Below are 11,499 nucleotides of genomic sequence, written 5' to 3' on the forward strand. Positions count from 1 at the left end.
AAGGGGGACGCCATTATAGCCATGGAAAAGCCCTTGTAAACCAAGGATGTGCGTTCATTAAGCCTCGTGTAAGCGCCGAACCGGTAGAATGGGGCAAAGAGCTTGCGAGGAGCCGCTGATGAGAACGAAGACCCTGGCCTTGCTGGCCGCTGCTCTGGCTGGCTGTACCAGTCAGGCGAACCTTGAGCGCAATCCGCCGATGGAGTTGCGTACGGGCAAGAGTGCCGAAGACTATCGCGGCTGCCTGGTCGCCGGGCTGGAGAAGGACGGTCGCCATGTGGTGGTCCAGCCGCAGGGAAACAGCCAGCGGGTGCTGGTGGACAGCAAGGTGCCTGGGGCGACCGCGGCGATCATCGATATTGGATCGGCGTCACGGGGGACGCGGATTCAGTTGCGTGAGCAGATGGCGAACAATCCGCTGCGGCCGCGAACCATCTTGACGGCGGTGAAGGATTGTCTGTGAGGTGAGGCTGTCCTCACCCCGGCTCTCTCCCGGAGGGAGAGGGGAAGGAACGGCCCACCCGACAGGTAACTTGGTACACCGAAAGTCAGATACGAGAAGGGCGCCAATTGGCGCCCTTCTTGCGTTATACCACTGCGATCAGGCAGCGGGTTGGTCGCGGCGTTGCGGTGCAGCAGTGCCCTGAGCGCTCACATTACGCAGCGGGGTACCGCGTACCGGCGCGCCGTTGGCGACGTAGTAGGCGGCGTTGCTGCGCGGCAGCGGGGTGCGGCCGCGGATTTTGTCGGCGATCTTCTCGGCGATCATGATGGTCGGGGCATTGAGGTTGCCCGTCGCTATGATCGGCATGATGGAGGCGTCCACCACGCGCAGGCCTTCCAGGCCGTGCACGCGACCGGCGCCGTCGACCACGGCCATGTCGTCGGTCCCCATCTTGTTGGAGCAGGAGGGGTGGTAGGCGGTCTCGGCATGGGAGCGCACGAAGGCGTCCAACTGGGCATCGGTCACGCAATCGCGGCCCGGGTTGATCTCTTCGCCGCGGTAGGGGTCCAGCGCCGGCTGGTGCATGATCTCGCGGGTCAGGCGGATGCCGTCGCGGAATTCGCGCCAGTCCTGCTCGGTGCTCATGTAGTTGAACAGGATGCTCGGGTGCTGGCGCGGATCGCGCGAGGTCAACTCGATACGGCCGCGGCTGGGCGATCTCATGGAGCCGACGTGGGCCTGGAAGCCATGGGCTTCGATGGCGTTGCTGCCGTTGTAATTGATGGCGATCGGCAGGAAGTGGTACTGGATGTTGGGCCAGTCGAACTCTTCGCTGGAGCGGATGAAGCCGCCCGCCTCGAAGTGGTTGGTGGCGCCCAGGCCGGTGCCCTTGAGCATCCATTCCAGACCGATCTGCGGCTGGTTGTACCACTTCAGCGCCGGATAGAGGGAGACCGGCTGCTTGCATTCGTACTGCAGGTACATCTCCAGGTGATCCTGCAGATTCTGGCCGACGCCGGGCAGGTCCAGTACCAGTGGGATGTCGAAGCGACGCAGCAGCGGCGCGGGGCCGACACCGGAGCGCTGCAGGATCTGCGGTGAGGCGATGGCGCCGGCGCAGAGCAGTACCTCGCGGCGGGCGCGCACGGTGATGGCTTCCAGCGCATCGCCCTTCAGGTAGGCCACGCCAGAGGCGCGCTTGCCGTCGAAGAGGATGCGGTCGGTGGTGGCGTGGGTGACGATGGTCAGGTTCGGGCGACCCTTGGCCTGGTCTAGGTAGCCGCGGGCGGTGCTGGAGCGACGGCCGTCCGGGGTGACGAAACGGTCCATCGGACCGAAGCCTTCCTGCTGGTAGCCGTTGAGATCGGTGGTGCGCGGGTAGCCGGCCTGGACGCCGGCCTCGACCATGGCTTCGAACAGCGGATTGGCGTTTGGCTTGGCGGTGGTCACCGAGACCGGACCGTCGCCGCCATGCCAGTCGTTGGCACCGGCGTCGCGTTTCTCGGCCTTGCGGAAGTAGGGCAGGCAGTCCAGGTAGGTCCAGTCTTCCAGGCCATCGAGCTGCGCCCACTGGTCGTAGTCCAGGGCGTTGCCGCGGATATAGCACATGCCGTTGATCAGCGAGGAGCCACCCAGGCCCTTGCCGCGGCCGCATTCCATCCGGCGGTTGTCCATGTGCGGCTCGGGCTCGGTCTGGTAGGCCCAGTTGTATCTCTTGCCCTGCAGCGGATAGGCCAGGGCTGCCGGCATCTGGGTGCGGAAGTCCAGGCGATAGTCGGGGCCACCGGCTTCCAGCAGCAGGACGGTTACGTCCTTATCCTCGGTCAGGCGGGTTGCCAAGACGTTACCGGCCGAGCCGGCGCCAATGACGATGTAATCGAATTCTTGGGCCATGAAGGTTCTCCTCTTAGCTGTGGGCGCGGACCTCGGGTCCCTGGCCCCCGGCCCCTCTTCGGGCGAAGAGGGGAGAAAGCGACCCCTCCACGGCGGCGGGAGGGGGGCAGGCTAGCGATATGCTCAGAACACCGAGGCGTAGTCGCCCAGCTCGACCTGCACGGACTTGATGCGGGTGTAGTGACCCAGGGTGGAGATGCCGTTCTCGCGGCCCACACCGGACTGCTTGTAGCCGCCGACGGGCATTTCCGCCGGGGATTCGCCCCAGGTGTTGATCCAGCAGATACCGGCTTCCAGGCGATGGATCACCCGGTGCGCGCGCGCCAGGTCGCGGGTGACGATGCCGGCGGCCAGGCCGTATTCGCTGTCGTTGGCGCGATGGATCACTTCGTCTTCGCTGTCGTAGGTAAGGATGCTCATGACCGGCCCGAAGATCTCTTCGCGCACGATGGTCATGTCGTCGCGGCAGTCGGCGAAGACGGTGGCGGCGACGTAGGCGCCCTTGGCGAATTCGCCGGTGGTGACGCGCTCACCGCCGATCACCAGACGTGCCCCTTCGCGGCGGCCCGCTTCGATGTACTCGAGCACGCTTTCCATATGGCCGAGGCTGGTGAGCGGGCCGAAGTTGGTGTTCAGGTCTTCGGGATTGCCCAGGCGGATGCGCTTGACGCGCTCGACGACCTTGGCCTCGAAGGCTGCAGCCAGCGTCTTGGGTACGAAGACCCGGGTGCCGTTGGTGCAGACCTGGCCGGTGCTGAAGAAGTTGGCCATCACGGCGATGTCGGCCGCGCGATCCAGATCGGCATCCTCGAAGACGATCAGCGGCGACTTGCCGCCCAGTTCCATGGTGACTTCCTTGAGCGTGGAGCTGGAGGCGCTGGCCATGACCTTCTTGCCGGTGGTGGTACCGCCGGTGAAGGAGATCTTCTCGATGCCGGGGTGCTCGCTCAGCCACTGGCCCACTTCGCGACCGCTACCGGTGAGGACGTTGAAGACGCCATCGGGCAGGCCGGCTTCGGTGTAGATCTCGGCCAGTTTCAATGCGGTGAGGGAGGTCACCTCGCTGGGCTTGAAGATCATGGCGTTGCCGGCGGCCAGGGCGGGTGCGGATTTCCACAGGGCGATCTGGATCGGGTAGTTCCAGGCGCCGATGCCGGCGACCACGCCCAGCGGCTCGCGACGGGTATAGACGAAGGAGGTCTCGCGCAGGGGGATCTGCTCGCCTTCCAGGGCCGGGATCAGGCCGGCGTAGTACTCGAGCACGTCGGCGCCGGTGACGATGTCCACGGCCTGGGTTTCGGACAGGGCCTTGCCGGTGTCCAGGGTTTCCAGCAGGGCGAGTTCGTCGTTGCGCTCGCGCAGGATATCCACCGCCTTGCGCAGGATGCGCGAACGCTGCATGGCGGTCATGGCTGCCCACACCTTCTGGCCGGCGGCGGCTGCTTCGACGGCCTTGTCCACGTCGGCGCGGCTGGCGCGCTGGACCTTGGCGAGCACCTCACCGGTAGCCGGGTTGAGGGTTTCGAAGGTGGCGCCACTGGTGGCGGCGACGTAACGACCACCGATGTAGAGCTGCTGTTCGGCGAAACGGGCCATGACGGGTCTCCCAGGCTGGGCGGGCGCCGTTGCGCCCGCAAGGAACACAGGGAGCGAAAGACGAGGCTTTCTGCTCCAGCGATGAGACCAGTCTACTTAATTTTTATTGAACGTTCAATCAATGAAAAATGCGTGGCGAAATCGAGTCCGGCCAATAGGCGGTCTAGAGCGGTTCGGGAGGGGAGGTGACGCGGAGAAGCCCCTGGTCGGAGTAGCCAGGGGCGGGGTGGATCAGGCCTTGGCCAGTTGCAGATCCAGGTAGTCGTAGGCGATCTGCAGGGCCTGCTGGGTATTGAAGGCATCGCCGGACAGGGCGCCGCGCAGCCAGAGGCCGTCGATGATGGCGGCCAGGCCGCGGGCGGCGGCGCGCGCCTGATCGCGGGGCAGCAGGCGACGGAATTGCCAGCAGAGGTTGGAATACAGGCGCAGGTCGTTGATGCGCTGCAGGCGCCGCAGATTGGGCTGGTGCATGCTGGTGGCCCAGAAGGCCAGCCAGGTCTTCATGGCCGGGCCGCTGACCTGGGTGTCGTCGAAGTTGCCCTGGATGATGGCGCGCAGGTTGGCGGCGGGATCGTCGTTGGGCAGCAGCGCCCGGCGTTCGCGCACGGCCTGGCGCAGGGCGTTCATCAGATGCCGCATGGTGGCTTCGAGCAGGCCGTTCTTGTCTTGGAAGTAGTGGCTGATGATGCCATTGGAGACGCCGGCCTTGCGGGCGATGAAGGCGATACTGGCGTCGCCCATGCCGACTTCGTCGACGGCTTCGAGGGTCGCGGCGATGAGCTGCGAGCGGCGGATGGGTTGCATCCCGACCTTGGGCACGGGCATCTCCTGGGAAGGCGGAAGAAGCCTCCGAGGGTAACTATTTTTTATTGAACGTTCAATCAATAAAAAATGTCACGGCCTCTTGGATTGTGCCTGGGTGTTGGGGGCAGTACCAGTCCTGACGGGTGGTTACTTTTAATAACCGCCCGGAAGGCGTAGGCTGGAGTCAGTTCTGCTTCGAGGATCGCCATGGACGCCGTGGTCAGTCGTATCTCCAGTCGCCGCCGTCTGCATGCCCATGCTTGTCCGATCCGGGATGTGCTGGATCGCATCGGCGATGCCTGGTCCCTGCTGACGCTCTTCACCCTGGAGGCCGGTCCGCTGCGCTTCAACGAATTGCGCCGCCGCGTCGACGGCATTTCCCAGCGCATGCTCAGCGTCACTCTGCGCCAACTGGAGCGCGATGGCCTGGTCTCGCGCACGGTGACGCCGACCAAGCCGCCCCAGGTGGAGTACGCCCTCACCGAATTGGGCCAGAGCCTGATGGTGCCGGTAGGCGCCCTGACTGCCTGGGCCTCCGCGAAGCAGCCTCTCATTCAGCGCCACAGGGCGGCCTATGATCAGGCCGCCGAGGAGATCCCTGATGACTCGTCTCGCTAAGACCGCCCTGTCGGTCCTCGACCTTGCGCCCATCCGTGACGATGGCGACGCGGCCCAGGCGTTGCACAACGCCCTGGCCCTGGCGCGCCATGTCGAGCAGCTCGGCTTTTCCCGCTACTGGGTGGCCGAGCACCACAACATGGATGGTATCGCCAGTTCGGCGACGGCCGTGTTACTGGGCTATCTGGCCGCCGGCACCAGTACCTTGCGCCTGGGCTCGGGCGGCATCATGCTGCCCAACCATGCACCGCTGGTGGTGGCCGAGCAGTTCGGCACCCTGGCCTCGCTGTACCCGGGACGGATCGAACTCGGCCTGGGCCGAGCACCGGGGTCGGACCAGCGCACCGCCTATGCCCTACGGCGTGATCGGTTGGGCAGCTCCGACGACTTCCCGCGGGATGTGGAAGAACTGCAGCATTACTTCGGACCGCAGCAACCGGGGCAGGGCGTGATCGCCATGCCGGGCGTGGGCACCGAGGTGCCGATCTGGCTGCTGGGGTCCAGTCTGTTCAGCGCCCAGTTGGCGGCGGCCAAGGGCCTGCCCTATGCCTTCGCCTCGCACTTCGCGCCGCGCTATGTGCACGAGGCGATCCGCCTGTATCGGGAGAATTTCCAGCCGTCCAAGACGCTTGATCGCCCCTATGTGATGCTTGGCGTGCCCCTGGTGGCCGCCGGTAGCGATGACGAGGCCAACTACCTGGCCACCACTGTCTATCAGCGCATCCTCGCCCTGTTCCGCGGCGACAGCCTGAGGCTCAAGCCGCCGGTGCGTAGCATGGAGGGCGTCTGGTTGCCCCATGAGAAGGAATCGGTGTCGAGCTTCCTCGGCATGGCGGTGATCGGCGGACCGGACAAGGTGCGCGAGCGTCTGGAGTTGCTGCTTGAGAAGACCGACGCCGACGAGTTGATCTTCACTTGCGACGTCTATGAGCAGGCGGATCGCTTGCAGGCGTTTTCGATCCTGGCGGATCTGAAGGGCGGTTAGTGGGTATTGGGGCGCTGCGCTCGGCCCAACCTACGCGAACCTAGTGGGGCTGAGTCGGGTTCATCGTCGAAGCCCAACAGGTCCAAACGCAAAAGCCGACCGTTTTGTAGCGGTCGGCTTTTTCATGTCGGTAGCGAGGCGGCTCTGCCGCCTTTGTTGGGCTTCGCTGCGCTCAACCCAACCTACAACGTGCGCCGCGTTATCCACGCTACGGGAGCCGCGCGTTTTACAGGAAGGTGAATACCTGCTCGCGGGTCAGGCGGGACTTGGGTAGGGCGGCGTTGAAGTCGCTTTCGCCGCGGTAGCCGAGGCCGACCACCACCAGAGCGGTGTAGCCCTGCTCGCGCAGGCCCAATTCCTTGTCCAAGCTGTTGGCGTCGAAGCCTTCCATGGGGGTGGCGTCGATGCCCAGCGCGGCGGTGCCCAGTAGCAGGGTGCCCAGAGCTAGGTAGGTCTGCTTCTCCATCCAATGCTGGACGTCCTTGCGCTCATGGCGATGCAGGTCGACGAAGTGACGACGGGTGCCGTCCTGGGCGGCGCGCGCCTCGGGCTTGGCGAAGCGGCCGTCCTGGGCTTCCTGTTCCAGTACCTGGGCCAGATGGTCCTCGGTCATCTCCAGGCGGGTGCACAGCACGATGACGTGGGAGGCCGGCAGCACCTTGGGTTCGTTGTAGGGGCTCTGCATGCCCTGGGCGATGCGCGCCTTGGCCTCGGAGCTGGCGGCCACCACGAAATGCCAGGGCTGGGAGTTGACCGAGGAGGGTGCCTGGCGCAGCAATTCGAGCAGTTCCTCGACCTGTTCGGCGGGGATGCTGCGGGAGCCGTCGAAGGCCTTGGTGGTGTAGCGGGTACGAGCGATCTGGGACAGCTGCATGGGTCGATTCCTGATCGAGGGATGGAAAGAGTAGAGCCACGCCCCACGGGTGGGGCGCGGCGGTAACGGGGAGCCTTCGGGCAGGCGCTTAGAAGCCTTCCAGCACCAGCTTGCCGCGCGCCTGATGGCTTTCCAACAGGGCGTGGGCGCGGCGCAGGTTGGCGGCGTCGATGCGGCCCAGGTGTTCGCCCAGGGTGGTCTTGAGGGTGCCCTGGTCGACCAGTTGGGCGACGCGCTCGAGGATCTCGTGCTGGCGCACCTTGTCCGGGGTCTGGAACAGCGAGCGGGTGAACATCAGCTCCCAGTGCAGCGACAGCGACTTGAGTTTCATCGGCACGGCATCGAGCTGCTCGGGATCGTCGATCACCGCCAGGCGTCCCTGGGGCCGCAGCACCTCGACGAGCTGAGCGTAATGCTGCTCGGTGTGGGTGAGGCTGGCCACCAGCGTCACGCCGTCCAGGCCGAGGGCTTCCAGTTGCGGCCGCAGCGGCTGGTGATGGTCGATGACGTGGTGGGCGCCGAGTTCGCGGACCCAGTCCTGGGTCTCGGCGCGGGAGGCGGTGCCGATCACGGTCAGCTCGGTGAGCTGGCGGGCCAGTTGGATCAGCACGGAGCCGACCCCGCCGGCCGCGCCCATCACCAGCAGTTGCTGGCCGGCGCCGCCGCCTTCGGTGACGCCGAGGCGATCGAACAGCAATTCCCAGGCGGTCACGGCGGTGAGCGGCAGGGCGGCGGCCTGGGCGTGGTCCAGGCTGTTGGGCTTGTGGCCGGCCAGGTGTTCGTCCACCAGGTGCAGTTCGCTGTTGCAGCCGGGGCGGAACAGTTCGCCGGCGTAATAGACCTCGTCGCCCACGGCGAAGCGGCTGACCGCACTGCCCACCTCACGCACCACGCCGGAGACGTCCCAGCCCAGCACCTTGGATTCGCGCTCCACCAGACCCTGGCGCACCTTGGTGTCCACCGGATTGACCGAGACCGCATGGACTTCTACCAGCAAATCGTGGGCGTCCGGCGTGGGATCGGGCAATTCGACATCCTGCAGGGCACGGGGATCGGTGGCGGCGAGACTGGTGTCGCCGTGGACGATGGCTTTCATGGACAGGGTTCCTTGTACGATGAGAAGACGTGGAGTCATGGTCGTCTTCATTCTCGGCCGGAAAAAGCGGCAGAATCGGATAGCACCTTCACTATAGGAGTGAAAATGATCCGCTTCGACGATCTCGGTCTCTTCGTGCGCTCTGCCGCCCTGGGCAGTTTTTCCCGTGCGGCCCGCGAGATAGACCTGCTGCCGGGCCAGGTGAGCGCCGCCATCGGCCGGCTGGAGCGCGAGCTGGGCATCCGCCTGTTCGCTCGCTCGACCCGCAGCCTGAGACTCACCGCCGAGGGCGAAGCCTATCTGCCCTATGCCCGGGAGGTGCTGGAGACCCTGCGCGAGGGCCGCGAGCGGTTGCAGGGCGAGAGTCCGGAACTGCGCGGCGTGCTGCAGGTGGCGGCGCCCTCGGACCTGGGGCGCAACCTGCTGTTGCCCTGGCTGGCGGACTTTCGCCAGCGCCATCCAGGGCTGACGCTACGGCTGTACGTGTCGGATCAGCAGGCCGATGTCTATCGCGATCCGGTGGATATCGCCATTCGCTACGGGCGCAGCCAGGACGACAGCCTGGTGGCTCTGCCGCTGGTCGCGGACAATCGCCGACTGTTGGCGGCGGCGCCGAGCTATCTGGCGCGCCACGGTACGCCACGCAGCCTGGACGAGCTGGCCAGTCACGCCTGCCTGCTCTATCAGCTGCATGGCCGCACCTATGACAAATGGAGCTTTCCCCTGGCCGACGGCGGCCTGCGCCAGGTGGCGGTGAGCGGGCCGTTGCAGAGCGACGACGCCGAGGTGGTCAGGCGCTGGGCGGTGGCCGGGGCGGGCATCGTCTACAAGTCCTGGCTGGACATGAGGGACGATCTCGCCAAGGGGCGGCTGGTGCGGGTGTTGCCCGGGCAGCCCGGCGAGCCGCTACCGCTGCAACTCTTTTGTCCGCATCGCCGGCAGTTCTCGCCCGCGGTCAGGCAGTTGCACGGCTGGCTGGTCGAGCGCTTCGCGGCGCTGGGTGCGCAGCCCGAATAAAAAGGGGTGGCTTCCGTGTGGAAGTCACCCCCTGGGTGCCGCGTCGAGCTTATTGCAGGTGTTCTTTCAGCAACTGGCCAGCCTGGGTCAGGGCGGCCTGGACCTCGGAAACCTTGGACAGGGCGTTGAGCAGGCCGTAGTCGTGGATCATGCCGTCGTACTGCACCTGTACCACGTCGACACCAGCGGCGTTGAGCTTGCGGGCATAGGCCTCGCCCTCGTCACGCAGCACGTCGTTCTCGGCGGTCTGTACCAGCGCCGGCGGCAGGCCTTTGAGCTGCTCCAGAGTGGCGCGCAGCGGCGAGGCGTAGATGTTGGCGCGGTCGGCTTCGCGGGTGGTGTAGCTGTCCCAGAACCACTTCATCATATTGCGGGTCAGGAAGCGGCCTTCGGCGTACTCCTTGTAGGACGGGGTGTCGAAGTTGGCGTCGGTCACCGGCCACAGCAGGCCCTGGTAGCGCAGCTTGGGCGTGCCCTTGTCCTTGGCCATCAGGCTGACCACCGCGGCCATGTTGCCGCCGACGCTGTTGCCGGCCACGGCCAGGCGACTGCCGTCGACATCGATTTCCTTGCCGTGCTCGGCGACCCACTTGGTCGCGGCATAGGCCTGGTTGATGGCCACCGGGAAGTGGGCTTCCGGACTCGGGGTGTAGTTGACGAACACCGCCGTGGCGCCCGAGGCCACCACTAGGTCACGCACCAGCCGCTGGTGGGTGGGGAAGTCGCCCAGCACCCAGCCGCCGCCGTGGAAGAACATGAAGGCCGGGGTTGCGCCCTTGGCGTGCTCCGGGCGGACGATGGTCAGCAGCAGCGGCTTGCCATCGACCTGGATGGTCTTCTCACTGGTCTTGACGCCGGACAGGTCGACCTTGACGCTGGCCTGGGCACCGACCAGAACGGCACGGGCGTCTTTCGGCGACAGGGTTTCCAAGGGCTTGCCGCCACTGGAGTTCAGGCTGTCGACGAAGGCCTGGGTGGTGCGCTCCAGGTGCGGATCGGGCTGGGGCGCGGCGAAGGCGCTGCCCATGGCCAGGGTGAGGGTGGAAAGACCGAGCAGGCGAGCGAAGGTACGCATGATGAGGACTCCTCGAAGCGTCAAGGGCAGAGCGTCTCGGGGCGAGACGCCCGGTGGTACCGGCGGCCGTATCACGCCAGGGTCAGGCGCACGTCCACGTTGCCGCGGGTGGCATTGGAGTAGGGGCAGACCTGGTGGGCTTTCTCGATCAGGTCTTCGGCCACGGCGCGGTCCAGGCCCGGCAGGCTGATGGTCAGCTCGACGTCGATGGCGAAGCCGGTGGGGATCGGGCCAATGCCGACCTGGGCGGTCACGCTGACATCAGCCGGAACGGCGATCTTTTCCTTGGCACCGACGAACTTCAGGGCGCCGATGAAGCAGGCGGAGTAGCCAGCCGCGAAGAGTTGCTCGGGGTTGGTGCCCGCACCGCCAGCGCCGCCGAGTTCCTTGGGCGTGGACAGCTGCACGTCCAGGGCTTTGTCGCTGCTGATGGAACGGCCATCACGGCCACCGGTGCTGGTGGCAGAAGCGGTGTAGAGAATGTTCATGGCGGACTCCTAATTAAGTATCGCGATAATTAATTCGCTGGACCGAGACGCTGAAGCGGCCTGGGCACGGATTTAAGTTATCGCGATATTAGTTATCGCGCAAATCTATTCTCGTGGCTTGCCGACGGACGGTATGCCGGCGTTATCGTTCCAGCTTGGCGCGCAGCGCGGTGAGGCTTTCGCGCAGTTCGCTCATCTCCCGGTCGCCCAGGGCGCAGTAGCTGCCGATGGTGCCATTGATGTCCTGGGCTTTCTTACGCAGGGTACGCCCCTGCTCGGTAAGCTCGACGGACAGGTTGCGCTCGTCCTCGGCGTTGCGCTGGCGGGTCACGTAGCCTTCGGCTTCCAGGCGCTTGAGTACCGGGGTCAGGGCACCGGAATCCTGGTGCAGCCGGCGGGCCAGCTCCTTGAGCGGGAGGCGGTCGTTCTCCCAGAGCACCAGCATCAATAGATACTGCGGGTAGGTCAGCCCCACCTCTTCGAGCAGCGGCTTGTACACCTTGGTCATGGCCAAAGAAGTGGAGTACAACGCAAAGCACAGCTGCTGATCGAGAAGGAGAGGGTCTTTACTGGTCATGGAGGTCTCGCGACGGCAAATGAGAAATGAT

12 protein-coding genes are annotated in these 11,499 nt (G+C 65.6%); 4 read left to right on the plus strand and 8 right to left on the minus strand.

Features of this window, described 5'->3' with window-relative positions; genetic code table 11:
* Positions 1-118: 118 nt before the first annotated feature.
* Positions 119-463, plus strand: coding sequence for a hypothetical protein (locus tag FAZ11_RS14515; RefSeq protein ID WP_058766553.1), 345 nt, complete (start codon positions 119-121; stop codon positions 461-463).
* Between the two features lie 138 nt (positions 464-601).
* Here FAZ11_RS14515 and betA read toward each other — a convergent pair whose 3' ends face one another.
* The 3 genes from betA to betI all read right to left on the minus strand — a co-directional run bounded on the left by betA (position 602) and on the right by betI (position 4,753).
* Positions 602-2,338 (minus strand): choline dehydrogenase, encoded by a 1,737-nt coding sequence (betA, locus tag FAZ11_RS14520; protein WP_058772096.1) that lies wholly within the window; start codon positions 2,336-2,338, stop codon positions 602-604.
* Positions 2,339-2,461: 123 nt separating this feature from the next.
* On the minus strand, positions 2,462-3,934 hold the full coding sequence (betB, locus tag FAZ11_RS14525) for a betaine-aldehyde dehydrogenase (protein ID WP_137279518.1): 1,473 nt from the start codon (positions 3,932-3,934) through the stop codon (positions 2,462-2,464).
* Positions 3,935-4,165: 231 nt separating this feature from the next.
* A complete protein-coding gene (gene betI / locus FAZ11_RS14530) occupies positions 4,166-4,753 on the minus strand; it encodes a transcriptional regulator BetI (protein WP_058761722.1) in 588 nt (195 codons plus the stop codon).
* Positions 4,754-4,945: 192 nt separating this feature from the next.
* On the opposite strand from betI, the gene FAZ11_RS14535 reads away from it, so the two are divergent.
* On the plus strand, positions 4,946-5,356 hold the full coding sequence (locus FAZ11_RS14535) for a winged helix-turn-helix transcriptional regulator (RefSeq protein WP_058761721.1): 411 nt from the start codon (positions 4,946-4,948) through the stop codon (positions 5,354-5,356).
* Positions 5,340-6,341 carry an LLM class flavin-dependent oxidoreductase gene (locus FAZ11_RS14540; protein WP_058772097.1) on the plus strand — a complete coding sequence of 334 codons (1,002 nt, stop codon included), beginning with the start codon at positions 5,340-5,342 and terminating at the stop codon, positions 6,339-6,341. Before FAZ11_RS14535 ends, FAZ11_RS14540 begins: the two co-directional genes overlap by 17 nt.
* Before the next feature lie 226 nt (positions 6,342-6,567).
* Here FAZ11_RS14540 and nfsB read toward each other — a convergent pair whose 3' ends face one another.
* Positions 6,568-7,215 carry an oxygen-insensitive NAD(P)H nitroreductase gene (gene nfsB / locus FAZ11_RS14545; RefSeq protein ID WP_058772098.1) on the minus strand — a complete coding sequence of 216 codons (648 nt, stop codon included), beginning with the start codon at positions 7,213-7,215 and terminating at the stop codon, positions 6,568-6,570.
* A gap of 88 nt (positions 7,216-7,303) precedes the next feature.
* Complete coding sequence (locus FAZ11_RS14550; RefSeq protein ID WP_058772099.1) at positions 7,304-8,311, minus strand: zinc-binding alcohol dehydrogenase family protein; 1,008 nt, start codon at positions 8,309-8,311, stop codon at positions 7,304-7,306.
* Between the two features lie 105 nt (positions 8,312-8,416).
* Between FAZ11_RS14550 and FAZ11_RS14555 the strand changes: the two genes are divergently transcribed.
* Positions 8,417-9,328, plus strand: coding sequence for a LysR family transcriptional regulator (locus FAZ11_RS14555; RefSeq protein ID WP_058772100.1), 912 nt, complete (start codon positions 8,417-8,419; stop codon positions 9,326-9,328).
* 49 nt (positions 9,329-9,377) lie between these two features.
* Here FAZ11_RS14555 and FAZ11_RS14560 read toward each other — a convergent pair whose 3' ends face one another.
* The 3 genes from FAZ11_RS14560 to FAZ11_RS14570 form a co-directional block, all read right to left on the minus strand.
* The gene (locus tag FAZ11_RS14560; protein ID WP_058772101.1) at positions 9,378-10,403 is read right to left on the minus strand and encodes an alpha/beta hydrolase; all 1,026 of its coding nucleotides are present in this window, start codon (positions 10,401-10,403) and stop codon (positions 9,378-9,380) included.
* Between the two features lie 71 nt (positions 10,404-10,474).
* Positions 10,475-10,891 carry an organic hydroperoxide resistance protein gene (locus FAZ11_RS14565; protein ID WP_058772102.1) on the minus strand — a complete coding sequence of 139 codons (417 nt, stop codon included), beginning with the start codon at positions 10,889-10,891 and terminating at the stop codon, positions 10,475-10,477.
* 142 nt (positions 10,892-11,033) lie between these two features.
* Entirely contained in the window at positions 11,034-11,468 is a 435-nt protein-coding gene (locus FAZ11_RS14570) for a MarR family winged helix-turn-helix transcriptional regulator (protein WP_058761714.1), read from the minus strand.
* Positions 11,469-11,499: the final 31 nt, after the last annotated feature.

The sequence above is a fragment of the Pseudomonas rhizoryzae genome (assembly GCF_005250615.1).
In the GTDB taxonomy this organism is placed as follows: Bacteria; Pseudomonadota; Gammaproteobacteria; order Pseudomonadales; family Pseudomonadaceae; genus Chryseomonas; species Chryseomonas rhizoryzae.